Source organism: Luteibacter sp. 329MFSha (assembly GCF_900111665.1).
In the GTDB taxonomy this organism is placed as follows: domain Bacteria; phylum Pseudomonadota; class Gammaproteobacteria; order Xanthomonadales; family Rhodanobacteraceae; genus Luteibacter.
Genome location: NZ_FOJE01000001.1, coordinates 48,545 through 71,693 on the forward strand (window position 1 = coordinate 48,545; position 23,149 = coordinate 71,693).

The window sequence follows — 23,149 nt, forward strand, 5'->3', positions numbered from 1 at the left end:
GTTTACCATGGCAGCCTGTCGAATCAGCGTTTCACAGGGGCGTTCCAGCACATGCGCGATACCGTCGACCGGCAACGCCGCGCGTTCTGGCTGAAGCACCTGCATCGCTGGCACTGGATCAGCTCGGCGGTCTCGCTGGTCGTCCTGCTGCTTTTCTCGGTGACCGGCTTCACGCTCAATCACGCCGCGCGGATCGAAGCGTCGCCACGTGTCGAGCGGCATGCCGCGACCCTTCCGGCGCCGATGGTCCGCACGCTGGCCGGATCGCACGGCAAGTCTGGCCCTCTACCCGACGATGTCGCCGCCTTCGTCGCCGATCGCACCGGCGTGGATCCCGCCGGCCATTCCGGCGAGTGGAGCGAGGACGAGGTCTACGTCTCGCTGCCGCGTCCCGGTGGCGATGGCTGGGTCAGCGTCGACCGGGAGACCGGCGAGGTGGAGTCGGAGGTGACGGACCGCGGCTGGCTCGCGTACCTCAACGACCTCCACAAAGGCCGCAACACCGGCCCCGTCTGGAGCTGTTTCATCGACGTGTTCGCGCTGGCCTGCCTGGTGTTCGCGATCACGGGACTGCTGCTGCTCAAGATGCACGCCGGCCAGCGCGGCATGACGTGGCCGATGGTCGCGCTCGGCTTCGTGCTGCCGGCGGTCATCGCCCTGATCTTCATCCACTGACGGGAACCCCCATGCGTCGACGCCTGCCGCTCGCCCTCTGCCTTGCCTTCGCCGCGCCGGTCGGCGCGGCGGACCTGAACATCACCGTGGAGATCCCCACGCTGAAGGTCAGCGAATACCACCGGCCGTATGTCGCGGTGTGGATCGAGCGCGACAACGCGACGGTCGCCAACCTCGCCGTCTGGTACGAGATGAAGAAGGGCGACGGCGAAGGCACCAAGTGGCTGAAGGACATGCGCCAGTGGTGGCGCCGCGGCGGCCGCGACCAGACGATGCCGATCGACGGCGTCTCCGGCGCCACGCGTCCGGCGGGCCAGCACCAGTTGCGCTTCACGGAAGGCAAAGCGCCGCTTGGCACGCTGGCGCCGGGCCATTACGAACTCGTCGTCGAGGCCGCGCGCGAAGTCGGTGGGCACGAAACCCAGCGCATCGCATTCGACTGGCCGGCGAAGTCCACGCAGCACCTGTCGGCGAAGGGCGCGGAAGAGCTCGGCCAGATCACCCTCGACATCAATCCCTGAGAACCGGAGCTTATCGATGAAGCACGCCATTGTTCGCACCGCGCTCTGCGCCGCCCTCGTCCTGCCGCTCGCCGCGCACGCCCACAAGATGTGGATGGTGCCGTCGGCCACCGTGATTTCCAGCGACGACGCCTGGGTGACCGTCGACGCGGCGGTGTCCAACGATCTCTACTATCCGGATCATTTCCCGGCGAAGCTCGATCAGCTCGTCATCACCGCGCCGGACGGCTCGACGGTGAAGCCCGAGAACGCGTCGACCGGCAAGTACCGCAGCACGTTCGACCTGGCCGTGCCGCAGAAGGGCACCTACCGGCTCGCGCTGGTCAACCAGGGTGTGTTCGCGAACTACGAGGTCGACGGCAAGAAGCAGCGCTGGCGCGGCACCGCCGACGAGCTGAAGGGCGCGATCCCCGCGAATGCGAAGAACGTGCAGGTCGCCGAGATGGCCTCGCGCGTCGAGACGTTCGTCACTCAGGGCTCGCCCAGCGCCGGTGCGCTGAAGCCGACGAACAAGGGCCTGGAACTCGTGCCGGTCACGCCGCCGAACGACCTGATGGCCGGCGAGAAGGCGACGTTCCAGCTGCTCATCGACGGGAAGCCGGCCTCGAACCTCAAGGTCGTCGCGATCGACGGCGGCACGCGTTACCGGAACAAGCAGGACGAGCTCGACACCACGACCGACAAGGATGGCAGGTTCAGCTTCACGTGGCCGGAAGCGGGCATGTACTGGGTGAACGCCTCCACGGAAGACGACAGGACTTCGGTCAAGGATGCGAAGCAGCGTCGCCTCGCCTATACGGCGACGCTCGAAGTGCTCCCGCAGTAAAAGCACGATGACGCACGACGACAGGAACGGCCCCGGCCGCGACAGCACTTCGCGAGGAAGCTTGGGCTCCGTGGCTCGTGGCGTGGCAAGACGCGGCGCGCTCGCCGTGTTCATGGCGTTGCTGTCGTTCGCGTCCATCGCCTCCGCCACGGATGTCCGTCGTTTCGAAGGCGAGACCATGGGCACGACGTGGTCGGTGAACGCGGTGTTGCCCGATGGCGCGGACGACCGCGCCATCGAGCGGGGCATCCAGGCCGAGGTGGATCGCGTCGTCGCGCAGATGAGCACCTACGAACCCGACTCCGACCTGAGTCGCTTCAACCGTGCTCCCGCCGGCACGTGGCAGACGCTGCCGCCGGAGTTCTTCGCGGTGCTTCGCTACGCCCTCGGTCTCGCGAAGGATTCCGGCGGCGCCTACGATCCCACCGTCGGCCCGCTGGTGAACCTCTGGGGCTTCGGACCCGACCACCGCCCGCACGAACCACCGGACGCCGCGGCCATCGCCGCCGCGCGCGCACGCGTCGGCTGGTCGAAGATCCGCGTCGACGAGCCGGGGCACCGCGCGTTCCAGCCCGGCGGCGTGTACGTGGACCTGTCGTCCGTCGCCAAGGGGTTCGGTGTCGATCAGGTGGCGCGCTTCCTCGACCGGTCGGGCGTGCGGGCTTACCTCGTGGAGGTGGGCGGCGAATTGCGTGCGCACGGACGGAAGCCGGACGGCACGCCGTGGCATGTCGGCATCGAACGGCCCGGTGCGGCCACCGGTGCGGTGGACGATCCCGACCAGGTCGGGCGCATCGTGTCGCTGAAGGACAAGGCGATAGCCACGTCGGGTGATTACCGGCACTTCTTCGAAAGCGGCGGCCGGTTCTTCTCGCATCACATCGATCCGCGCACGGGTCTGCCGGTCGCGCACCGGGTCGCCTCGGTGAGCATCCTCGCGGACGACTGCATGCACGCCGATTCGCTCGGCACGACGATGACCGTGCTCGGTCCGGAGGCCGGCATGGCGTACGCGACGAAGCACGGCATCGCCGTGCTGTTCATCCTGTACGGCGAGGACGGTCGTTTCGAGGAACGCGCGTCACCGGCGTTCCTGGCGGCGACGAAGTCGTGAGCGCGTCGTGAGGGCGCTCCTCGGTCAGCTGGTCATCGGACTGGCGCTGCTCGTCGTCGCTCTGTCCTGCTGGCGCCTGCAGGCACCGGCGAGCATCGGCGTCGGCTCGCCGTGGAACGTCACCGCCGCCGGCGCCATCGCGCTCGCGTGGATCGGCTTCACCGTCCGGATGGTGGCGCGACGAACACCCGACGAACCCCATGACGCGGGCGGCATCCTCGTCGTCCACGCGTCGCAGACGGGTTTCGCGACCGAACTGGCGATGAAGACCGCCGACGAGCTGCGCGCTGGCGGCAAGCCCGTCGACATCCGCGGCATCGACGACGTCACGCCCGCCATGCTCGCGCAGGCGACGCGCGCGCTGTTCGTCGCGAGCACCACGGGGGAGGGCGACGCGCCGGATGCGGCGACCGCGTTCCGGCAGCGTGCGATGCGCGCGCCCGCGGCACTCGGTGGACTCGCCTACGGCGTGCTCGCCCTCGGCGACCGCGATTACGACGACTTCTGCGCCTTCGGCCGCGAGCTCGATGCCTGGTTGCGCGCCAGTGGCGCGACGCCGCTGTTCGATCGCGTCGATGTCGACAACGGCGACGAGGGCAGCCTCCGTCACTGGCAGCACCAGGTCGCGCACGTGGCCGGCACGACCGGACTCGCCGACTGGCGCAGGCCCGCATATCAACCATGGCGTCTCGTCGAGCGGCGCCTGCTCAATCCCGGCAGTGCCGGCGGACCGTGCTTCCATGTCGCGCTCGCGCCGAGCGACGAGACACACCTCGCATGGGACGCCGGCGACATCGCCGAGGTCGGGCCGCGGCGGCACCGTGCGGATGAAGGCACGCATCCCCATCGCGAATACTCCATCGCGTCGCTGCCGACGGATGGTGCGATCCACCTCGTCGTGCGCCAGATGCGTGGCGAGGATGGCGGCCTCGGCATCGGATCGGGCTGGCTGACCGAGCATGCGGCCATCGGCGACGCGATCGATCTCCGCGTACGTCGCAACGCGGGGTTCCACGCGCCTTTCGACGACCGGCCGCTGCTGCTCGTCGGCAACGGCACCGGTATCGCGGGACTTCGCGCCTTGCTCAAGGCGCGCATCGCGCAAGGTCGTCATCGCAACTGGATGATCTTCGGCGAGCGGCACAGCGCGGTCGATCGGCTGCATGTCGACGAGCTGGTCCAGTGGCATGCGGAGGGCGGGATCGAGCGTCTGGACCTCGTCTGGTCGCGCGAATCGTCGACGGAGCGCTACGTGCAGGATCGCCTGCGTGGCAGCGCGGAAGCGCTGCGCGGGTTCGTCGCGGACGGCGCGAGCATCCACGTCTGCGGCAGCCTCGCCGGCATGGCGCCGGGGGTGGATGCCGTGTTGCGCGCCACCCTGGGTGACGTCACGGTCGATGAACTCGCTTCGACGGGGCGCTATCGACGCGACGTCTACTGACGCTCTCGCGAGCAACCATCGCCGATACGATCGGCTCCCACCCTTCGGTAGGTGACCTGCCACCGAGCCGGTGGGAGCCGATCGTATCGGCGATCCCGCGGCAGCGGGCCGAGTGCCGGTGTAGTGGGATCGCTGGATAGGTCCTCAGACCACCCGAAGCAGCACCTTTCCGTCCCGCATGCCATCGAACCGCAGCGACGTCAGGTCCGTCACCCACTCGACGTTCGGGGGCACCTCTTCCGGATGATCGCCCGCGATGGCGACGACCCGCGCACCCGCGGCGAGGCCGGCGTCGATGCCCGCCTTCGCGTCTTCGAACACCAGGCAGTCCTTCGGATCGGCACCCATGCGCCGCGCACCGAGCAGGTAGCCCTCGGGATCGGGCTTGCCCAGCGTCACGATCTCGCCCGTCACCATGCGCGGCGGCGGCACGAGGCCCGCGGCGCCGAGACGTGCCTTCGCCAGTACCGTGTCGGCCGAGGTGACGATGGTCCACGCCTCGGGTGGAAGCGAGGCGAGGAGTTCCACGGCGCCCGGAATCGGCACGATGCCGTCGACGTCCTCGACCTCCTCGCGGTACAGGCGCTGGTACACCGCCTCCACGTCCATGCCGGGCTTCGCGAACATCTCGACCGAATCGCGCATGCGCACGCCATGCAGTCGCGGCAGGACGGTGTGCCAGTCGATGCCGTTCTCGTCGCACCAGCGCTTCCAGATCTTCTCGACGACGACGCGCGAATCGATCAGCGTGCCGTCCATGTCGAACAGCAGGGCCTGTGCCTCGATGACCGTGCCCGATTGAAGTCGCATGATGCCTCCGGAAGGTGGAAAGCCCTCCACCATACCGGAGCATCGTCGTCGCGTCAGCGCACCGCGGTGGCCGCGCGGTCGCGAATCGCCTCCGCGACGATCGCGTTCACCTCGTCGGCGGCCTTGCGCGAGGCGGCGGCCTGCTGGCGGCCCCATTCGGCCTGGCTCTTTCCGTTCATCGCGCGGAGCTGACCCAGTTCGGCCATCTTCTTCGCGAGCTCCGCCTGCTCCTTGCCGATCGCCGCGTGGCCCGCCGCGTAAGCGGCCCGGTCGTCGGGGCGCATCGGCATCGTCTCCTTCACGGCCAGCTCCGCCTGGCGGTGGGCGAGCTTCGACATCTGCTCGTTGAGGATGGCCTGCTGGCGATCGATGTCCGCCATCTTCTCCGCGCTCATCCGGCCCGACTCGGCGGGAACGGCGCTGCGTGCGAAGGCTTTTTCGATCCGCTTGAGGTAGGCGGGATCCTTCAGCACCCACGCCTGCGCACCGTCGCGGTACCAGACGAACTCGCCCGCGCCGGCGCGCGCCGCTTCCGCGCGCTGGAAGTCGACGTTGCTGCCGTTCATCACATGGATGTCGTCGCCGAAGTAGATGAACGCATGGTCAGGCAGGTGGCCTGGGCCGGGATGGTAGGCCGTCGCGGGTGTGGGCGGCGCCATGGGCGCGACGGGCGCGGGCGGCGGCACGGGCATCGCTACCGCATCCGCCATCGGAGCGGCAGGCGCGGCGGGTGCCGGCGGGGGCGCCGGCGCGGCGTCCATGAAGGCGACCGGCCGGGTCGTGGCGCTGTCCGCGGCGACCACGCGCCAGGGCGTGACACCGACGACCGCGATGGCGGCGACGAGGCAGAAGGCGAATACGGGGCGCGATGCCTGGGTGGCCTGACCGAGCATGTCGAGTCTCCTTTTCAGAGTGCGGAACGTGGGTGAGGCGCCTGCCAGGGCGTGATGCGGGTGCGGCGTGACGCCGAGGCGCAGGAGCATGCGTCCATAGGTCCGCGCCGCCTGACGGCCGCGCGAGACGACCAGGGCGTCGCAGGCCGCCTCGCGGCAGATCGCGTACTCGCGCGTCGCCAGGTGGACGAGGGGGTGGAAGAAGAACAGCGTGCGTGCGAGCAGGGGAACCCAGCCGAGGACGAGGTCGCCGCGGCGCACGTGCGCGAGCTCGTGCATGAGTGCCATGTCGAGTTCGTCGTCGTCGAGACGCTCGTCCAGCGGCAGCAGGATCGTCGGGCGCAGGAAGCCGACCACCTGCGGCGAATCCACTTCGCGCGAGACCGCCAGCCGGGGCGAGCGACGCAGGCCGAGTTCGCGGGCGCGCTTCGCGCAGAGCGTGTCCACGCGGACGTCGTCGTGCGCCAGCGAGCGGCGCAGCACGCCGGCGAGCCGCGCGCCGCGCACGGCGGCGACGACGAGCTGCCCGAGGATTCCGACGGCCCACAGGCAGAGCACGATGGCGATCCAGGAGATCGCGCCTGCGTTGGCGGTGGTGGTCTGCGCCGCGCCGGCGTCGGTTACCTGCGGGACATCCATGACGGCCGCTTGCGCCGTCGCGGGCGCAGGCGCGGGAAGCCACGGCAGTCCGAACGGCGTGGGGGCGACGATGCCCACGATCAGCTGTGCGCCGAGGAGCCACCACAAGAGGCTGCGCGTCGACGCGGATAGTGACGGGAACGACCGGCAGACGGCGTAGACGAGCGCACCGAGCAGCAGGGCCTGCGCGGAGGCGAAGGCGAGCCGGGTGGACAGCGTATCGAGGAAGGCATCCATGTCAGCGCTTCTCGCGACGCGACTGCAGGGTATCGACCAGTGCCTCGAGTTCGGCCAGCTCGCTGTCGCTGACCTGGCCGCGTTCGGACATCCACGCGACGAATGGCGAGACCGATCCCTGCAACGTGTTCTGGACGAAGCGCGCGACCGCGCCCGTCATCACCTCGCCGGTGCCGTTGATCGCGCTGTAGCGGAAACTGCCGTCGATCCGGCGGCGGGTGAGGTAACCCTTCGCGCGGAGGCGCTCCATCATCGTCAGCACCGTCGAGCGGGCGAGGCCGCGCGACTCGCCATACCCCGCGACAACCTCCGCCACCGAACTCTTCGGGGCATCCTCGATGTACTGCAGCAGCGCCAGTTCCTGGTCGCCGATCGTCTTCTTGCTCATGCCGCCCGCTCCTGACTACAGCTGTAGGCAGGGTGCGCCTGACGACAGCTGTAGTCAAGCATGACTTCCGGGAGGGGCGCCGGTGTGGGAGCGGCCCTGGCCGTGACAGCTTCTCGCGGAGAGCGACAGGTCCTGCGGCGTGTCGCGGACGGCTGTCGCGGCCAGGGCCGCTCCTACAGGCGGTTTCTTACCAGCGGTACGCGACCCGCGTGTAGAGATAGCGGCCGCTGTAGCCGAACGGCGAGTAATCAGGGTACGGCCAGGTGCCGCCGACGGCACCGTCGCTGCCTGCCTTGTACTTCTGCGGATACACGTTGGTGAGGTTGTCCACGCCCGCCGTGAACGTCCATCCGGCCGTGGCGAAGCTGGCCGACAGGTCGAGCAGCCAGCGGGCGGGGAAGACCTGGTCGTATCCCGGGTTGCTGATCGGATCCTGGTTCTGGCGGAACTGCCCGTAACGCGTGAGCGCGCTGTGGAAGTTCCACGCACCGAGCGTGTAGTCGCCGCCGAGCGCGATCTTGTCGCGTGGCGCGCCCTCGGTGATGTAGCCCTGCGCGATATGGCCCACGCGCACCAGTTCGAGCCCGTTCTGTGCGAGCTGCGGCGGATTCGGCGCCACCGACAGGATCGACGTGTGGTTGCGGTTGTACGCCGCGGTCAGCTGAAGCAGCCCGGCGTTGCCGAGGTCGAGCCGGTAACCGCTGCTGAAATCGACGCCGCGGGTGCGCGTCTTCAGGGCGTTGGTGAAGTAACTGCCGCCCTGGATGTTCGTGTAGCCCTGGCTCGTCAGGTAGGCGCGAACGTCGTCGCCGACGAGGTTCTCGGAGGCCACGATGCGATTGCCGATCGTGATCTGGTAGACGTCGAGCGAGAACGTCCAGTTGCCCGGCAGGTACGTCGCGCCCAGCGTGTAGTTGTGCGACTTCTCGGCTTTGAGCGGTTCCGCGCCCAGTGCGCGAGCGACGGGATCGCTCACCGCGAAGTTCCGGATCTGTGTCGGCACGCCGCCGATCACGTTGGTCGACGTCGTGGTGTAGAACTGCTGCGCGAGCGAGGGCGCCCGGAATCCGGTGCCGGCCGTGCCACGCAGGGCGAACGTGTCGGTGAAGTCGTAACGTGCCGAAAGCGTGCCGGAGGTCGTGTTGCCGAAGTCGGTGTAATCCTCGTGGCGGACGGCGAGCGAGCCGCTCAGCTTGTCCGTGATCTGGTTCTCGAGGCTGATGTACTCCGCGACGTCGTGTCGCGCGTGGTAGCCGGAGTCGCCGGGTGTGAAGCCCGGGAATCCCTGCGATCCCGTCCCGAAGTACGACGACGGATCGCCCGCTTCGATGCCATAGCGCTGGTAGAGGTATTCGACGCCGAACGCGAGGGTGACCGGGTTCTGCAGCCAGCCCACCGCGAGGTCCTTCGCGATGTCGACGTCGAACGCCTTCTGCGTGGCGATGAGCCGGCCCGCGTTGAAGCGCGTCGGACTCGCCGCGCCGAGATCCACGTTGAGCGTGTGGATCGGGTCGATGCTTACGTGGTCGCGTCCGTAGTTGCCGCTGACGTCCCAGCGCCATCCGCTCGCGGTCGTGCCGCGCACGCCCGCGACGAGGGCGCTGTCGATCGAGCGCACGTCGTTGAGGGGCAGGAAACCGTTCGGATAGATCGAGCGTATGTTGCGCGCGCTGTTGTAGGTACGGAAGAGCGCGGGCGACGTGCCTTCGCGGCTGCTCGTGCTCGCAAACGCGTAGAAGTCGGCGTTCGAGGTCACGGCGTACTGCACGTTCAGCAGGGCCTGGTGGTTGCTGATGTCGGGCTCGCCGATGCGCTGCGTGCGCTGGCCGTAGACCGGCGAGGACGGATCGCGGAAGTCGCGACCGCCGCGATTCGTCGCATCGGCATGCCCCTGCACGACGCTCAGGCGGGCCCAGCCCTTGTCGCCGCCGAGTGGCACGCCGATGCTCGCCTCGCCCTGCCATTGCTTGCCGTCGCCCGCGCTGTACCGGCCCGCGGTGATGCTCGCCGAATTGCTGCCTTCCTTCGCGGCGCCCTTGAGGACGATGTTGATCACGCCCGCGATGGCATCGGAACCGTATTGCGCCGAGGCGCCGTCGCGCAGCACCTCGATGTGATCCACGGCGGAAATCGGGATCGAGTTCAGGTCGGCGGGCGCCGAGCCGCGTCCCAGCGCGCCCTGCAGGTTGAGCAGGGCCGTGGTGTGCCAGCGCTTGCCATTGACGAGCACGAGCGTCTCGTCCGGCGACAGCCCGCGCAGCGCCGCCGGACGCACGATGCCCGAGCCGTCGTTACCGGGAGCGCGCGGGAAGTTCAGCGACGGCACGAGTCGCGACAACACGGCGCCCAGCTGCGTGTCGCCCACCGACTGGAGGTCCTTCGCCGTCACGATGTCGATCGGTGAGAGCGAGCTTTCCTGGCTGCGGTTGACCGAGCGCGTGCCCGTCACGACCACCGATTCCAGGTTCGTGGGAGGCTTGGCCTGCGCCTCGGATGGCGCCTCCTGCGCATGCGCGGCCGGCGCGAGGGCGGCGGCGATCAGGGCGGGAAGAGCGAGGCGGCGGAAGGGGAGGTGAAGCATGGGGGCGATCCTATGGGGTAGCGATGGATGAACGACGCCATTCGCGACACGCACGCGAACGACGCTAGCTCGCCGCGAGGGCGAAGGCTTGGAAAAACGGGGATTGCGGCGACGGACCGCGATCGGGCGGCCGTTCGTTCGCGACGGGGGAGCGCTACGCCGGAGGCGTCAGCGCGAGGCGTTTACGCCCGACAACAGCGACAACACGCCGCGACCAGCAGGGTGGTCGGCAGGGAAGGCGTGTTGACGATGTGCTGCGGGTTCGGGTTCACGGATGCCTCGTGTGGGTGGCCCGGTGAGACGTCTGGATGGCCAGATCGTCGGGCCATGCTGTGGCATGGGGAAAACGATGTCAACCGGGCGACAGCGGAGCGCTTGACGCATCCTCGTGGACCGGGCCCGTGGACGCCGGCGTGCGCCGGGGTGACGGTTGTGGATGTCGGGGCGTGGCGGCCCCCTCACGTCGCACCGGCGCATGCCGGTGCCCACGGCGAGGCGCTCGGTTGTCGCGGCGAAGTCCCATAAAAAAAGCCCCCGCCGGAGCGGGGGCTTTCGGTTGCCTCGTCGGTCGCGGTGGCGAACCACCGCGAAGGATCAGGCGGCCGCGTCCTTCAGCTTCTTGAGCGGACGCACCTTGACCTTGACGGACGCCGGCTTGGCGGCGAACCAGCGCTCTTCACCCGTGAACGGGTCCTTGCCCTTGCGCTTCGGCTTCGCGGCGACGGCGACCGAGGTGATCTTCAGCAGGCCCGGCAGCGTGAACGTGCCAGCGCCCTTCTTGTGCACGGACGCGGAGATCGCGCCTTCGAGCGAGGCCAGGACGGCCTTCACGCTCTTGCTGTCGACGCCGCTCTGCTCGACGATGTGCGAGACGAGCGAGGACTTCGAAAGCGGATCCTTGATGGGCTTGAGGGCGGCCGGCGCCTTCGCAGCCTTGGCGGGAGCCTTGGCAGCGGCCTTCTTCGCCGCCGTTTTGGTGGTCTTGGCCATGGTTATCCTTGTCACTTTGTTCGAAAGAGGCGGCCTTTCCGGCCGGTGCCCAGCGGGCGACTCACTCTAGCGTTGCTTTCGTCCGCTGAAAATAGGGTCCGCGAAAAAATATTGGCCTTTTGGAGTCTTTTTTTCAGACTCCTCGTGACGCGCTGCGGAAAAACGCCGGTCAGATACCCGCGTACCACTCGTAACCGTTGTCTTCCCAGTAACCGCCCCTGCCTTCGCCGATGCGCGCGAAGCTGTCGACGAGCTCGATCCGGCGAAGGTACTTGGCGTGCTTGTAGCCGAGCTGGCGCTCGACGCGAAGCCGCAGGGGCGCGCCGTTGGCGACGGGCAGCGTCGCGTCGTTGAGGGCGTAGGCGAGCAGCGTCTGCGGATGCCGCGCTTCCGTCAGGTCGATGCTCTCGTAGTACGGCGTGTCCTCTTCGATGTGGTCGAAGCAATGGAACACCACATAGCGTGCATCCGGCCGGGGTTGCACGTGGTCGAGCACGGCGCCCAGCGGGGTGCCGGTCCATTTGCCGATCACGCTCCAGCCCTCGACGCAATCGTGACGCGTGATCTGCGTACGCGTTCCCAGGGCCCTGAGCGCATCGAGCGAGAACTGCGCGGGCCTGGCGACGAGGCCACCCACGTCGAGACGGTATCCGGCGAAATGGTCGCGCATGAGCGCCTGGTACTCGGGCGTGTCGGGGAGGGTGCTTCCGTTCGCCTTGAACACCGGGGAGATGTCGGCCTCCGTGAATTCCTTCGCGAGCGCGGTGGAGGGCGAGAGCAGGCGCTGGACGCGACGCGTCACGCCTTCGGCCGAATCGAGCACCTTCGCACCGGTATCGCTCTGCGAGATCGCGTCGCAGCCGGCGAGGGCCGCGCCTCCCATCGCGAGCACCGCGTTGCGCAGGAAACGGCGGCGGTCAGTCATGGGGCACCTCCTTGCGATCCGCGCGCACGCGGTACCAGCCGGTGATCATGCCACGGAGCTGGTTGAGCGGCCCGCTGACCAGTACTTCGAACACGTGGACGAGAACGAACGCGACGAACGCCATCGCGATGACGAAGTGAATCGTCCGCGCGGACTGGCGGCCGCCGACGAGATCGACCAGCCAGTGCAGGACGGCGTCCATGCGCGGCGACATGGCGAGCCCCATCAGGACGATGCCGCCACCGAGCACGACGATCGCGAAGAGGTAGGCCAGGCGCTGCAGCACGTTGTAACGCAGGGCGTCATCGCCTTCGGGATGACGGAATCGCAGGTGGTCGACGATCGAGCGGCCGATGCCGCGCCAGTCGCGGCGGGTCGGCACGAGGTCGCGTGCGAAGTGGCGGCTCGCCAGCGACCAGCCCACGTAGGCGATGCCGTTGGCGACGAAAATCCAGCCGAAGAAGAAGTGCCAGCGTCGTCCCATGGCGAGCCAGCCGGGGCCGGGAATCGTCGCCCAGGCGGGAAAGCCCCGCGCCGTCCACTCGCCATCGACACGGGACGCCCCGAGCACGCCCGTCGTATCGAACGAGTGGCTTCCGATGCGTGTCGTGCCGACGGGCCGGCCGGCCGGGTCCTGTCCGCCTTCGAGCGCGAGCAGCGGCGTGTCGAAATGGGAACGCTCGCCCCAGTACAGCGCCGGGTGGGCGTTGAATATCTGCAGGCCGCTGCCGAGGAGGACGCAAAGGCAGACCACGTTGATCCAGTGCATCACGCGGACGGGCCAGCGATGGCGGTAGACGAGACGCGTGTCGGTCACGACGGCACTCCGTGGGGACGCGTCGAGTATGCGCTCTCAGCCGGACGTGTCCACCCAGCCCGCCGCGACGGCGACACGGAGATCGTCGAGGTCGTCCAGGTCGTGCGCGAGCGTGTCGGCGCGCACGGTGCGGGGATCCGCATCCGTCCAGAGCCGCCGGAATCCGGTATCGGCCCGCAGGGTCGCGGCGCGCGCGAACGTCGAAGCGCGCAGGACGGCCGGCACGCCCTGCGCGTCGCCGTACGCACTCACCGTGTCGCGGTCGTCGCGGTGGGCGTCGAGCAGCGCGCGAAGGTGCGAATCGTCGAGTGCCGGCTGGTCGACCACGGTCACCAGGACCGGCCGGTCGCGTCCCGCGAGCGAGCGCGCCGCCGCGCGCAGCGACGAGGCCATGCCTTCGGTCCACGCGTCGTTCGTGACGATCTCGATGTCGAGGCCCGACGTCGCCGCGGCGACCTCTTCGCGATGGGCGCCGGTCACGACGATCGTGCGCGCCGGCGCGGTGGCCAGCACCAGTCGCGCGACGCGCGCGATCAGCGTTTCGCCGTCCCGACGGAGCAACTGCTTCGGACGTCCGAGGCGCCGGCTGCCGCCCGCCGCGAGGATCACGGCGTCGTGCGCGGGCGTCACGGTTGCCGTGCGCGATCGCGCTGGCAGACCTGGGCGAGGATGGACAGCGCGATGCCGTGAGGCGTCTGCGCGCCGATGGGCAGCCCGGCGGGCAGGTGCAGGCGATCGAGTTCGTCGTCGCCGAGGCCGTCGTCGCGCAGGCGCTGGATGCGCGAGCCGATCTTGTTCCGGCTACCGAGCACGCCGACCGCGAACGCCGGTGAATTCAGGGCATGCGCCGCCACGGCGTGATCGATTTCGGCGTCGTGGCTGAGCGAGTAAACGGCGGTGCGATCGTCGATCGCCAGGGCCGCGAGGGAGACGGGCAGGGCGCGCGGGTCGTAGAGCACCGGCGCGATACCGGGGGGTGGCTGCATCGGGCCATGCGGCCGCAGCAGGGCGACCTCCACGCCCACCATCGGGGCGATCGTGGCGACGGCGAGGCTGACCGGGTCGCCGCCGACGACGACGAGTCGCAGCGGTGGCCGGTGGACGACGGCATACGACCCCGGCTCGGCGGCGTGCTCGCCTTCCTCGACACGCCATTCGCCGTCCGTCCCGGCGACGCGCACCGTGACGGTGCGCCGTTCGCGCCGGGCGACGGCGAGCTCGTTCATGTACCGCGACGGCTCGCGCAGTTCACGAACGAAGATGCCGATGCGGCCGCCGCAGGTCAGCTGGATGTCGACCACCTCGCTGCCCACCCCGTAGTCGAGCAGGCGGGGTCGCCCCTCCGCCAGCACCATGGCGGCCTCGCTCGCGACGGCCGCCTCGACGCATCCGCCCGAGACGTAGCCGGCGACGCGGCCGTCCGCCGCGATCGCCATTTCGCTGCCGAGCGGGCGTGGGGAGGGGCCCTCGGCGGTCACCAGGGTGGCCAGGGCCACCCGGCCGGCATGCGCGAACTCGCGCAGCGAGGGCAGGAGATCCTCCACGAGGGCGTATTCGGGCCACGCGGGCCACGCGGGCATGATGGTCTGGTCCAAGGCACTCATGGTGGAAGTCTGGCACGATTGCACCCATAGGACGTGACCGGGCCGAAACACCCGTCTCACGCCACCCGTGTTCTGCTAAGGCGACCATGTCACCCCTCATCGACCGCCACGGACGTACCAAGCGCAAACTGCGGATATCGCTGACCGATCGCTGCAATTTCCGCTGCACGTACTGCATGCCCGAGCATCCGGACTGGCTGCCCCGCGCGAGCCTGCTGGAGCGCGACGAGATCGTGCGCCTCGCCGGCCTGTTCGTGGACCACGGCATCGACCAGATCCGCCTCACGGGCGGCGAGCCGCTCCTGCGCCGCGACCTGCTGGAATGCGTGCGCGCGATCGACGGCCTGCGCGCGCGTGGCCTGGCGCGGCTGTCGATGACGACGAACGCGTCGCGCATCGCGCCGAAGGCTCGCGAGCTCATCGCGGCCGGCATCGACGACTTCAACGTGAGCCTGGATGCCCTCGATCCGGAGACCTTCCGCCACCTGACCCGTCGCGAGATCGCGCCCGTGCTCGACGGCATCGACGCGCTCGCGGACGCCGGCGCGAACGTGAAGCTCAACGCCGTGGTGATCCGCGGCGACAACGAAAAGGACGTGGTGCCGCTGCTGGACTGGGCCATGGCGCGCGGCCTGCCCCTGCGCTTCATCGAGTACATGCCGTTGGACGCGCCGGGTCACTGGAAGCGCGACGCCGTCGTGTCCGAGGCCGAGATCCTCGACGCGATCCGCGTGACGCACCGGGTCGACGTCGTGCCACGGAGCCACGATCCGGCCACGCCTTACCTGGTCGACGGGCACTATCCCCTCGGCATCATCTCCACCGTCTCCCATCCGTTCTGCGCCACGTGCGATCGCCTGCGCATCACCGCCACCGGCGAGCTGTTCACCTGCCTGTTCTCCCCCGTGGGAACACCGCTGGGCGCGCGCATGCGCGAAGGCATCGACGACGAGGCCCTGGCCGCGCACGTCGCCCGCGCCGTCTGGCTGAAGGACGCCGGCTATGCCTCGCGGCCCGGCCCGGTCGACCGGCCGCTGACCATGCACGCGATGGGCGGATGACTCACCTCGTACCGGAATGTCCATGACACCGATCGTCTTCGAACTCTATGCCAACCTCGAACGGCTGGCCGGCGGCAGCGAATGCCGCGTCGAAACCGACGCCGACGTCGCCACGGTCGGCGACGCGCTGACGCTGCTGGCGCGCGAACGGCCCGAACTGGCCGGCTCGCTGGAGCGCTGCGCCTGCGTGTCGGGCGACACCATCATCCGCCGTGCGGACGCGCTGCCCGCCGACCGCCGCATCGCACTGCTGCCGCCCGTGGCGGGAGGCTGACCATGACCCACGTTCTCTCTCACGACCCCGTCGCCGTCGAACCGCTCCTCGAGCTCGACGCCCATCCGGAGTGCGGCGGCCTCGCGCTGTTCGTCGGCACGGTGCGCGACCACCACGAGGGGCGCTCGGTGCGCCACCTCAAGTACACGGCGCACGAGCCGCTCGCGGCGAAGGTGATTCGCGACGTCGAGCACGCCACGCGCGAACGCTACGGGGTACCGTACGTACGCATCGTGCATCGCCTGGGCGACCTCGCGATCGGCGACATCGCCATCGTCTGCGTCGTGCGCGCGCCGCACCGTGCGGAAGCGTTCGACGCCTGCCGCTACGCCGTCGACGCGGTGAAGCATGGCGCGCCGATCTGGAAGGAAGAGTTCTACACCGACGGCAGCAGCGCGTTCGTGGAAGGCTGCTGCATCCGCGACGACCTCGACGAGCCGGCCCCGGCGGCGCACCGCCACCACACGCACACGAGCCACGGATGAAAGACGTCAGCCAGAAGCCGGATTCCCTTCGCGTCGCACGCGCCACCGCCACGTTGCATGCTCCCGCCCACTGCATCGCGCTGCTGCGCAGTGGCGATACCGAGAAGGGCGATCCCCTGAAGACCGCGCGCGTCGCCGGCATCCTCGCCGCGAAGCGCACCGACGAGCTGATCCCGCTCTGCCATCCGCTGCCGATCCATCGCGCGGATGTCGCGTACGAGCTCGCCGAGACCTCGGTGCGCGTGATCGCGGAAGTGCAGACGATCGGCCCGACGGGCGTCGAGATGGAAGCGCTGACCGCGGCGAGCCTCGCGGCGCTCACGATCTACGACATGCTCAAGCCGTATGCCGAGCCCGATGAGCTGCACATCGAGGATTGCCGCCTCGAACGCAAGACGGGCGGCAAGTCGCATTACCGGCGCACGCTCGCCGCGCCGCGCAGCGCGGCCGTCGTGGTGCTGTCGGACACCGTCGCCAGCGGCGCCAAGCCGGACACCGCCGGGGCGTACGTGCGCGATGCCCTGATCGAGGCCGGATTCGATCCGGTGGAATACGCCGTGATCGCGGATGACGCCGAGGTCCTCGGCGACCTGTTGCGCTCGTTGGTCGACGGCGGCGTGAACCTCGTGATCACCGTCGGCGGCACCGGCCTCGGGCCGCGCGACATCACGGTGGACACGGTGCGGCCGCTGCTCGACGTCGAGATTCCCGGCATCATGGAGACCGCCCGCGCCTTCGGACAGAAACGCATGCCCTTCGCGATGCTGTCGCGCGGTGTCGCGGGGTACGTGCGCGACACGCTCGTGGTCACGTTCCCGGGCAGCCGGGGCGGTGCGGGCGAATCGCTGGCCGCCGTGTTGCCGGGCCTCGTGCATCTGCTGGAGACCGGCCGCACGGGTGGCCGCCATCCCGGCGGCTACGGCGAGGCGCACTGACATGGCGCTGCTGCCGATCGCCGAGGCGCTGGAAGCGTACGCCACCGCCGTCCGCTCGCTGCCGACGCATCGCGTGCCGCTCGAGCTGGCGCTCGGCGCGGTGCTGGCCGAAACGCCGCGCGCGCGCATCGCGCTGCCGCGCTTCACGCAGAGTTCGGTCGACGGCTATGCGGTCCGGGCCGACGACGGCACGGCGCAGCGCCGTCTGGTCGGCACCGCGGCCGCCGGACAGCCCGCGGCCGTCGCCATCGGTCCCGGTGACGCCGTGCGCATCCTCACCGGCGGCGTCCTGCCCGAGGGCGCGGATGCCGTGGCACGTCAGGAGATCGTCGAGCGCACGGGCGAGGGCATCGTCCTTCGCGAGGCCGTGCGCAAGGGCGAGGCGATCCGTTACGAAGGCGAGGAGCTCGCGGCGGGTGCCGCGCTGGCGGAGCCGGGGCGCCGCATCGGCGCCGGCCTGCTCGCCGCGATGGCCATGGCGGGCATCGACACCGTCGAGGTGTATCGGAGGCCTCGCATCGCTGTGCTGGTCACCGGCGACGAAGTGGTGCGCGCCGGGGAGCCGCTCGAACCCGGGCAGGTCTACGACGCCAACGGTCCGCTGCTGCGCGCGTGGTTCGTGGAAAACGGCTATGGCGAGCCCGTCGTCGCGTACGTGCGCGATGACGAGACGGCGCTGGAAGAAGCCATGAGCGCGGCGCTGGATAGCGCCGACCTCATCGTGACCAGCGGCGGCGTATCGGTGGGCGACCGGGATTTCATTCCGGTGGTGGCCGACCGGCTGGGCGTGCGCAAGGTGTTCTGGAAGGTTTCGCAGAAGCCGGGCAAGCCGCTCTGGTTCGGCATGCGCGACGGCCGCGCGATGCTCGGCATGCCCGGAAATCCCGCCGCGGTGCTCGTGTGCCTCGCGGTGCATGCGCGCGCGGTGCTCGCGCGCCTGGAGGGCGAGGCGGAGCCCCAGCCCGCGTGGCGTCGCGGCGTGCTCTCGGGCGAGGTGGATGCCGACGAGGAGCGCGATCGCCTGGTCCGCATGCGGCTCGATCTCTCGGACGGCACCGCCTCATTGGGCCTGCTGCCGCGGCAGGACTCGCACATGCTCAGCAACCTGGCCTCGGCGCATGCCCTGGTCTGGCTGCCGGCGCGACGCGCGCCGTTCGCGGCGGGCGAGAAGGTGCGCTGGCTGGCGATCTGACAGCGCACGATTCGCCCGGACCGCGGGTCCGGGCGTGGGTCTTACCAGGCCTTCACATCGGTCACGACGACCGTGTAGTCCTGCATTTCCGGCGAGTAGCGGAACAGGCGGCCGAGATCGAAGTCCACGGCCTTGCCCGGCTCGATGTTCGACGTGCCGGCCGGCCAGCCCTGCTTGCTCGCGATGACCTTGCCCGAGGCGTCCTTCGCATCGATGCGGATCTGCGCGGCCGCGGCTTCGGCGCACTTGTTGACCAGGTTGCCCTTCATGCTGAAGCGCGGCTGGCCCGAACCCTGCTGCAGCTTCACGGCGAAGTCGTCGATGGCGAAATCCTTGGCGGCGCAGGCGGCGTGGGCGGACAGCGGGGCGGCGAGGAACAGCGCGGCGGCGATGGCGATCTTCTTCATGGGTGTGACCTGTCGATAGGGGATTGGATAACGCACGAAGGGCGTTCCACCTACCTATCGGCAAGGTCCGGGAGGACTTGAGGGGTTTCTGCGACGCGTCAGACCGCGACGGCGAAGAGGTCCGCCATCGGTTCGATCTCGGGCTCGAACCAGCGCTTCACGGGGGCGAAGCTGCGCCGGTGCGCGTCGCAGGGGCCGAGCCGTCCCAGGGCTTCGAGGTGTTCGGGCACGGCGTAGCCCTTGTGCCGGGCGAAGCCGTAGCCGGGGTGCAGCGCGTCGAGGGCATGCATGTGCCGGTCGCGACTGACCTTGGCGAGGATGGACGCCGCGCTGATCGCCGGTTCCGTGGCGTCGCCGCCGATCACCGCGCGGCCTTCGCAGGGCAGGGTGCGCGGCAGGCGATTGCCGTCCACCAGGGCGATCTGCGGCGCGAGCGACAGACCCATCAGCGAGCGCGTCATGCCGACCATCGTCGCCTGGAAGATGTTGATGCGGTCGATCTCCTCGCGCTCGACGAAGATCACGCAGTGCGCGAGCGCTCGTTCGACGATGCGCGCGTAGAGCTTTTCCCGCACGTCCTCGGCCAGCTGTTTCGAGTCGTCGAGGCCGCGGATCGAGCGTGCCGGGTCGAGGATCACCGCGGCCACCACCACCGGACCCGCCAGGGGTCCGCGGCCGGCCTCGTCGACGCCCGCGACGACGAGGTCGCGACCGAGCTGGGAGGTGACGTTGCGCTTGCGTGGCATGGGCGGAAAGCCTAGTCGCCGACGCGGCCGGTGGGCAAGCGCCGGTCGATCAGTTCGGCCACCGCGGCGGCCGCGTGGTCCGCGGCGCGCCCGTCGAGGCCGCCGTGCAGCGCCCGATGCAGGACTTCGAAGGCCGCCACGACCTGGCCGCGCCGCTCGCTGTCGGCCAGCAGGTCGAGCGTGGCCCGCGCGAGGTTTTCCGGCGTGCATTCGTCCTGCATGTATTCCGGAACGAGACGCTCCTCGCCGAGGCCACAGGCGCGGGCGAGGATGTTCGGCAGGCTGTAGACGTCGGTCTTGAGCATCTTCAGCAGCTTCGCGATGCGGTAGCTGGTGGGCGAGACGCGATAGCCCACGACCATCGGCCGCTTGGCGAGCATGGCCTCCAGCGTCGCGGTGCCCGAGGCCAGCAGCACGGTATCGGCCGCGACCATCGCCTCGTGCGAATGGCCGTCCGTGAGCAGGGGCGGCGTGCCGGGAAAATCCGCGAGCAGGGTGGTCAGCCGGGCCCGCACGCGCTCGTTGGCGGCGGGCACGACGATCCGCAGCTGCGGCATGGCGGCGGCGACGCGCTTCGCCGCCTCGATGAAGGTCGCGCCGATGCGCTCGATCTCGCTCGGGCGGCTTCCCGGGAGCACCGCGAGGACGGGCTGGTCGTGGGGCAGGCCCAGCGCGTCGCGGGCGGCGTCGCGATCCGAGACCATGGGGAAGCGATCGGCGAGTGGATGCCCGACGAAGCGGGCATCGATGCCGTGCTTCGCGTAGATCGGCGGCTCCATCGGGAAGAGGCACAGGACACGGTCCGCCGAGCGTCCGATCTTTTCCGCGCGCTTCTCCCGCCATGCCCAGACGGAGGGGCTCACGTAATGGACGGTGGCGAGGCCGGCGTCCTTGAGCTTCCGCTCGACGCCCAGGTTGAAGTCGGGGGCGTCGATGCCGATCACGATCGTCGGACGGGCAGCGAGGATGCGCGCGAGCAAGGCCTTGCGCAGCTTCAGCAGGCGCGGAAGGTGGCTGACCACTTCCGCGAAGCCCATGACGGAGAGCTCGCGGATGTCGTACCAGGACTCGAAGCCGCGCGCGAGCATGCGCGGGCCGCCGATGCCGGTGAAACGGGCGTCCGGATAGCGCGCGCGCAGGGCGTCGATGAGGTCGGCGCCCAGCTGGTCGCCGGAATCCTCGCCCGCGATCAGGACGATCAGCGGCGATGTCGCGTCGGGGATGGTCTGCTGCATGGTGATGGGTCTCCCGCAGCCGGCGTCCCGGCCTTGCGAAACGCCGGCGCCGCGTGGCGCCGGCGGTTGTTACCGGGCGAGCGAGCGCTCGCTGCGATCGATGAACTCGAGCATCTGGCGGACGTCGTCGCTGGTTTCCGCCTGCGCAAGCAGCTGCTCGCGCGCTTCGGCCAGTGGCAGGCCGGCCATGTACAGCGTGCGATAGGCGCGCTTGATGGCGGCGATGCGGTTGGTGTCGAAGCCGCGACGCTTCAGGCCTTCGCTGTTGATGCCGCGCGGACGGCCACGGGTCTCGTTGGCCATCATCACGAACGGCGGCACGTCGGAACCGACGAGGCAGCCCATGCCGATGAACGCGTGCGCGCCGACCTTGCAGAACTGGTGCACGCCGGAATAGCCCGACATGATGGTCCAGTCACCGATCTCCGCGTGGCCCGCGAGCGCCGAGTAATTCGAGAACACCACGTGATTGCCCACCTGGCAGTCGTGCGCGATGTGCACGTAGGCGAGCAGCCAGTTGTCGTTGCCGATGCGCGTGATGCCGCCACCGTCGCCGGTGCCGCGGTTGATCGTGACGAATTCGCGGATGAGGTTGCGGTCGCCGATGATGACTTCCGTGCGCTCGCCCTGGAATTTCTTGTCCTGCGGAGCGCCGCCGATGGACGCGAACTGCGAGATGCGGTTGTCGCGGCCGATGATCGTGGGACCTTCGATCACCACGTGCGGACCGACGGTGGTGCCCTCGCCGATGACCACGTCGGCACCGATGATGCTGTACGCACCGATGCTGACGTTGTCCGCGATGCGCGCGGACGGATCGATCTGCGCCGTGGCGTGGATCATTTGTCGCTCCTCGCCGCGCACATCAGCTCGCAGCAGGCGACCACCTTGCCGTCGACCGTGGCCTGCGCCTCGAACAGGCCCATGCCGCGGATCAGTCGCTTCAGCGACACGTGCATCACGAGCTGGTCGCCCGGCGCCACGACGGCGGAGAAGCGCGCGTTGTCCACCTTCACGAGGTAGAAGAGCGGGCTGCCCGACTGGCCGTCGACCTGGCTGGTGATCTGCGTGAGCAGGCCGGCCGTCTGCGCCATGGCCTCGACGATCAGCACGCCCGGCATCACCGGGTGGCCGGGGAAATGGCCCTGGAAGAACGGCTCGTTGATCGTGACGTTCTTGATCGCCGTGATCGTCTTGCCCGGATCGATCGCGGTCACGCGATCCACCAGCAGGAACGGATAACGGTGAGGCAGGAGTCGCTGGATCTGCTCCACGTCCACGGGAAGCGTCACGGCGGCTTTCGGTTCGGTCATTGCCCTTTGTCCTTTTCCAGCGCCGCCAGGCGGCGCGCGTACTCGTCGAGGTGTTTCATGCGCGCCGCGTTGCGCCGCCACTGGCGGTTTTCCTGCAGCGGGGAACCGGACGAGTATTCGCCCGGCTCCCTGATCGATGCCGTCACGAGGCTTTTGGCCGTGATGGTAACCCGGTCGGCCAGTTCGAGGTGGCCGAGGATGCCCGCGTTGCCGCCGATCAGGCAGTAGCGGCCGATCTTCGCGCTGCCGGCGACGGCGGAACAGCCGGCCATGGCGGTGTGCGCGCCGATATGGACGTTGTGGGCGATCTGGATCTGGTTGTCGAGGCGGACGTCCTCCTCGAGCACCGTGTCTTCCAGCGCCCCGCGGTCGATCGTGGTGTTGGCGCCGATCTCGCAATCGTCGCCGATCCGCACGCCGCCGAGCTGGGGCAGCTTCACCCAGTGGTCGCGATCGAAGGCGATGCCGAAGCCGTCCGAGCCGATCACGGCGCCGGGATGCACCAAAACGCGCTTGCCCAGCGTGACCCGGATCACGAGCGTGACGCGCGCCACGAGGCGGCTGCCGGCACCGACGACGCAGCCGGGGCCGATCGTGCAATGCGGGCCGAGGATCGCGCCTTCGTCGATCACGGCGCCGTCTTCCACGACGCAGCAGGGACCGATGCTCGCCGTCGGATGCACGCGCGCGGACGGCGAGACCACGGCGCTGGCATGGATCCCTCGCGGCGCGGCGGCATGCTTCTCGAAGAGGGCCGCTATCTTCGCGTAGGCGACGTAAGGGTCCTTCGCGACGAGCGCGGCGCCGGTGCGCAGGGGCAGCGCGTCGGCGTTCAGCACGACGATGCCGGCCTGCGACTCCGCCAGCTGGGACGTGTATTTCGGGTTGGACAGGAAGGTGAACTGGGACGGCGTGGCGCCCGAGAGCGTGCCCACCCCGTCGACGACGGTCGCGGGATCGCCATGGGCTTCGAGACCGAAGCGCTCGGCCAGTTCGGCCAGGGTGAATTGCGGGTTCCCGCTCACGGAAAGCTCCCAAAA

General features: G+C 69.4%; 25 protein-coding genes. 10 read left to right on the plus strand and 15 right to left on the minus strand.

Annotation, left to right across the window (positions count from 1 at the left end; all coding sequences use genetic code 11):
* The first annotated feature begins 51 nt into the window (after positions 1–51).
* The 5 genes from BMW54_RS00195 (at position 52) to BMW54_RS00215 (ending at position 4,577) form a co-directional block, all read left to right on the plus strand.
* Positions 52–675, plus strand: a complete 624-nt coding sequence (locus BMW54_RS00195; RefSeq protein ID WP_090055518.1) for a PepSY-associated TM helix domain-containing protein — start codon at positions 52–54, stop codon at positions 673–675.
* A gap of 11 nt (positions 676–686) precedes the next feature.
* Positions 687–1,196: a DUF2271 domain-containing protein gene (locus BMW54_RS00200; RefSeq protein WP_090051969.1), complete on the plus strand. Its 510-nt coding sequence runs from the start codon at positions 687–689 to the stop codon at positions 1,194–1,196.
* 16 nt (positions 1,197–1,212) lie between these two features.
* Positions 1,213–2,022, plus strand: a complete 810-nt coding sequence (locus BMW54_RS00205; protein ID WP_090051970.1) for a DUF4198 domain-containing protein — start codon at positions 1,213–1,215, stop codon at positions 2,020–2,022.
* 82 nt (positions 2,023–2,104) lie between these two features.
* A complete protein-coding gene (locus BMW54_RS00210) occupies positions 2,105–3,136 on the plus strand; it encodes an FAD:protein FMN transferase (protein WP_343124106.1) in 1,032 nt (343 codons plus the stop codon).
* Between the two features lie 7 nt (positions 3,137–3,143).
* On the plus strand, positions 3,144–4,577 hold the full coding sequence (locus tag BMW54_RS00215; protein WP_217642578.1) for a sulfite reductase subunit alpha: 1,434 nt from the start codon (positions 3,144–3,146) through the stop codon (positions 4,575–4,577).
* Positions 4,578–4,721: 144 nt separating this feature from the next.
* On the opposite strand, the gene BMW54_RS00220 is transcribed toward BMW54_RS00215, so the two are convergent.
* The 9 genes from BMW54_RS00220 to BMW54_RS00260 form a co-directional block, all read right to left on the minus strand.
* Positions 4,722–5,387, minus strand: a complete 666-nt coding sequence (locus BMW54_RS00220; RefSeq protein ID WP_175472726.1) for an HAD-IA family hydrolase — start codon at positions 5,385–5,387, stop codon at positions 4,722–4,724.
* A gap of 53 nt (positions 5,388–5,440) precedes the next feature.
* Entirely contained in the window at positions 5,441–7,156 is a 1,716-nt protein-coding gene (locus BMW54_RS00225) for a M56 family metallopeptidase (protein WP_090051973.1), read from the minus strand.
* 1 nt (position 7,157) lies between these two features.
* Positions 7,158–7,544 carry a BlaI/MecI/CopY family transcriptional regulator gene (locus BMW54_RS00230; RefSeq protein ID WP_090051975.1) on the minus strand — a complete coding sequence of 129 codons (387 nt, stop codon included), beginning with the start codon at positions 7,542–7,544 and terminating at the stop codon, positions 7,158–7,160.
* Between the two features lie 187 nt (positions 7,545–7,731).
* Positions 7,732–10,125 carry a TonB-dependent receptor plug domain-containing protein gene (locus tag BMW54_RS00235; protein WP_090051976.1) on the minus strand — a complete coding sequence of 798 codons (2,394 nt, stop codon included), beginning with the start codon at positions 10,123–10,125 and terminating at the stop codon, positions 7,732–7,734.
* 594 nt (positions 10,126–10,719) lie between these two features.
* On the minus strand, positions 10,720–11,115 hold the full coding sequence (locus BMW54_RS00240; RefSeq protein ID WP_072321789.1) for an HU family DNA-binding protein: 396 nt from the start codon (positions 11,113–11,115) through the stop codon (positions 10,720–10,722).
* 169 nt (positions 11,116–11,284) lie between these two features.
* The gene (locus BMW54_RS00245; RefSeq protein WP_090051978.1) at positions 11,285–12,040 is read right to left on the minus strand and encodes a molybdopterin-binding protein; all 756 of its coding nucleotides are present in this window, start codon (positions 12,038–12,040) and stop codon (positions 11,285–11,287) included.
* Positions 12,033–12,857 carry a cytochrome b/b6 domain-containing protein gene (locus BMW54_RS00250; RefSeq protein WP_254778961.1) on the minus strand — a complete coding sequence of 275 codons (825 nt, stop codon included), beginning with the start codon at positions 12,855–12,857 and terminating at the stop codon, positions 12,033–12,035. Before BMW54_RS00250 ends, BMW54_RS00245 begins: the two co-directional genes overlap by 8 nt.
* 36 nt (positions 12,858–12,893) lie before the next feature.
* Positions 12,894–13,487 carry a nucleotidyltransferase family protein gene (locus BMW54_RS00255; RefSeq protein WP_090051979.1) on the minus strand — a complete coding sequence of 198 codons (594 nt, stop codon included), beginning with the start codon at positions 13,485–13,487 and terminating at the stop codon, positions 12,894–12,896.
* Positions 13,484–14,461 carry an XdhC family protein gene (locus BMW54_RS00260; RefSeq protein WP_090051981.1) on the minus strand — a complete coding sequence of 326 codons (978 nt, stop codon included), beginning with the start codon at positions 14,459–14,461 and terminating at the stop codon, positions 13,484–13,486. Before BMW54_RS00260 ends, BMW54_RS00255 begins: the two co-directional genes overlap by 4 nt.
* 86 nt (positions 14,462–14,547) lie before the next feature.
* On the opposite strand from BMW54_RS00260, the gene moaA reads away from it, so the two are divergent.
* From moaA to BMW54_RS00285, 5 genes are read left to right on the plus strand one after another with little or no spacing between them, the layout of a single operon-like run.
* Positions 14,548–15,522 (plus strand): GTP 3',8-cyclase MoaA, encoded by a 975-nt coding sequence (gene moaA / locus BMW54_RS00265; RefSeq protein ID WP_090051983.1) that lies wholly within the window; start codon positions 14,548–14,550, stop codon positions 15,520–15,522.
* A 22-nt stretch (positions 15,523–15,544) separates the two neighbouring features.
* Positions 15,545–15,796: a MoaD/ThiS family protein gene (locus BMW54_RS00270; RefSeq protein WP_175472727.1), complete on the plus strand. Its 252-nt coding sequence runs from the start codon at positions 15,545–15,547 to the stop codon at positions 15,794–15,796.
* Between the two features lie 2 nt (positions 15,797–15,798).
* Positions 15,799–16,281: a molybdenum cofactor biosynthesis protein MoaE gene (locus tag BMW54_RS00275; protein WP_090051986.1), complete on the plus strand. Its 483-nt coding sequence runs from the start codon at positions 15,799–15,801 to the stop codon at positions 16,279–16,281.
* Complete coding sequence (moaCB, locus tag BMW54_RS00280) at positions 16,278–17,216, plus strand: bifunctional molybdenum cofactor biosynthesis protein MoaC/MoaB (RefSeq protein ID WP_090051988.1); 939 nt, start codon at positions 16,278–16,280, stop codon at positions 17,214–17,216. Before BMW54_RS00275 ends, moaCB begins: the two co-directional genes overlap by 4 nt.
* Before the next feature lies 1 nt (position 17,217).
* Positions 17,218–18,408 (plus strand): molybdopterin molybdotransferase MoeA, encoded by a 1,191-nt coding sequence (locus tag BMW54_RS00285; RefSeq protein ID WP_090051989.1) that lies wholly within the window; start codon positions 17,218–17,220, stop codon positions 18,406–18,408.
* Between the two features lie 41 nt (positions 18,409–18,449).
* Here the strand turns inward: BMW54_RS00285 and BMW54_RS00290 are convergent, their stop codons facing one another.
* The 6 genes from BMW54_RS00290 to lpxD form a co-directional block, all read right to left on the minus strand.
* On the minus strand, positions 18,450–18,815 hold the full coding sequence (locus BMW54_RS00290) for a hypothetical protein (protein ID WP_090051991.1): 366 nt from the start codon (positions 18,813–18,815) through the stop codon (positions 18,450–18,452).
* 98 nt (positions 18,816–18,913) lie between these two features.
* Positions 18,914–19,561, minus strand: coding sequence for a ribonuclease HII (gene rnhB, locus BMW54_RS00295; RefSeq protein ID WP_090051993.1), 648 nt, complete (start codon positions 19,559–19,561; stop codon positions 18,914–18,916).
* 11 nt (positions 19,562–19,572) lie between these two features.
* Positions 19,573–20,796 carry a lipid-A-disaccharide synthase gene (gene lpxB / locus BMW54_RS00300; protein WP_090051994.1) on the minus strand — a complete coding sequence of 408 codons (1,224 nt, stop codon included), beginning with the start codon at positions 20,794–20,796 and terminating at the stop codon, positions 19,573–19,575.
* A gap of 69 nt (positions 20,797–20,865) precedes the next feature.
* The gene (gene lpxA / locus BMW54_RS00305) at positions 20,866–21,639 is read right to left on the minus strand and encodes an acyl-ACP--UDP-N-acetylglucosamine O-acyltransferase (protein WP_090051996.1); all 774 of its coding nucleotides are present in this window, start codon (positions 21,637–21,639) and stop codon (positions 20,866–20,868) included.
* Positions 21,636–22,109 (minus strand): 3-hydroxyacyl-ACP dehydratase FabZ, encoded by a 474-nt coding sequence (fabZ, locus tag BMW54_RS00310; RefSeq protein WP_090051997.1) that lies wholly within the window; start codon positions 22,107–22,109, stop codon positions 21,636–21,638. The genes lpxA and fabZ overlap by 4 nt, the downstream gene beginning before the upstream one ends.
* A complete protein-coding gene (lpxD, locus tag BMW54_RS00315) occupies positions 22,106–23,134 on the minus strand; it encodes a UDP-3-O-(3-hydroxymyristoyl)glucosamine N-acyltransferase (protein WP_090051998.1) in 1,029 nt (342 codons plus the stop codon). Before lpxD ends, fabZ begins: the two co-directional genes overlap by 4 nt.
* Between the last annotated feature and the right edge of the window lie 15 nt (positions 23,135–23,149).

What these genes read in the sequence shown, in the direction of transcription:
- BMW54_RS00200 (WP_090051969.1), top strand. Translation starts at nt 687, where the DNA reads ATGCGTCGACGCCTGCCGCTCGCCCTCTGCCTTGCCTTCGCCGCGCCG.
- BMW54_RS00220 (WP_175472726.1), bottom strand. Translation starts at nt 5,387, where the DNA reads ATGCGACTTCAATCGGGCACGGTCATCGAGGCACAGGCCCTGCTGTTC.
- BMW54_RS00285 (WP_090051989.1), top strand. Translation starts at nt 17,218, where the DNA reads ATGGCGCTGCTGCCGATCGCCGAGGCGCTGGAAGCGTACGCCACCGCC.
- rnhB (WP_090051993.1), bottom strand. Translation starts at nt 19,561, where the DNA reads ATGCCACGCAAGCGCAACGTCACCTCCCAGCTCGGTCGCGACCTCGTC.
- BMW54_RS00225 (WP_090051973.1), bottom strand. Translation starts at nt 7,156, where the DNA reads ATGGATGCCTTCCTCGATACGCTGTCCACCCGGCTCGCCTTCGCCTCC.
- moaCB (WP_090051988.1), top strand. Translation starts at nt 16,278, where the DNA reads ATGAAAGACGTCAGCCAGAAGCCGGATTCCCTTCGCGTCGCACGCGCC.
- BMW54_RS00270 (WP_175472727.1), top strand. Translation starts at nt 15,545, where the DNA reads ATGACACCGATCGTCTTCGAACTCTATGCCAACCTCGAACGGCTGGCC.
- BMW54_RS00195 (WP_090055518.1), top strand. Translation starts at nt 52, where the DNA reads ATGCGCGATACCGTCGACCGGCAACGCCGCGCGTTCTGGCTGAAGCAC.
- BMW54_RS00290 (WP_090051991.1), bottom strand. Translation starts at nt 18,815, where the DNA reads ATGAAGAAGATCGCCATCGCCGCCGCGCTGTTCCTCGCCGCCCCGCTG.
- BMW54_RS00235 (WP_090051976.1), bottom strand. Translation starts at nt 10,125, where the DNA reads ATGCTTCACCTCCCCTTCCGCCGCCTCGCTCTTCCCGCCCTGATCGCC.
- BMW54_RS00260 (WP_090051981.1), bottom strand. Translation starts at nt 14,461, where the DNA reads ATGAGTGCCTTGGACCAGACCATCATGCCCGCGTGGCCCGCGTGGCCC.
- BMW54_RS00245 (WP_090051978.1), bottom strand. Translation starts at nt 12,040, where the DNA reads ATGACTGACCGCCGCCGTTTCCTGCGCAACGCGGTGCTCGCGATGGGA.
- BMW54_RS00240 (WP_072321789.1), bottom strand. Translation starts at nt 11,115, where the DNA reads ATGGCCAAGACCACCAAAACGGCGGCGAAGAAGGCCGCTGCCAAGGCT.
- fabZ (WP_090051997.1), bottom strand. Translation starts at nt 22,109, where the DNA reads ATGACCGAACCGAAAGCCGCCGTGACGCTTCCCGTGGACGTGGAGCAG.
- lpxB (WP_090051994.1), bottom strand. Translation starts at nt 20,796, where the DNA reads ATGCAGCAGACCATCCCCGACGCGACATCGCCGCTGATCGTCCTGATC.
- BMW54_RS00230 (WP_090051975.1), bottom strand. Translation starts at nt 7,544, where the DNA reads ATGAGCAAGAAGACGATCGGCGACCAGGAACTGGCGCTGCTGCAGTAC.
- BMW54_RS00275 (WP_090051986.1), top strand. Translation starts at nt 15,799, where the DNA reads ATGACCCACGTTCTCTCTCACGACCCCGTCGCCGTCGAACCGCTCCTC.
- lpxA (WP_090051996.1), bottom strand. Translation starts at nt 21,639, where the DNA reads ATGATCCACGCCACGGCGCAGATCGATCCGTCCGCGCGCATCGCGGAC.
- moaA (WP_090051983.1), top strand. Translation starts at nt 14,548, where the DNA reads ATGTCACCCCTCATCGACCGCCACGGACGTACCAAGCGCAAACTGCGG.
- BMW54_RS00205 (WP_090051970.1), top strand. Translation starts at nt 1,213, where the DNA reads ATGAAGCACGCCATTGTTCGCACCGCGCTCTGCGCCGCCCTCGTCCTG.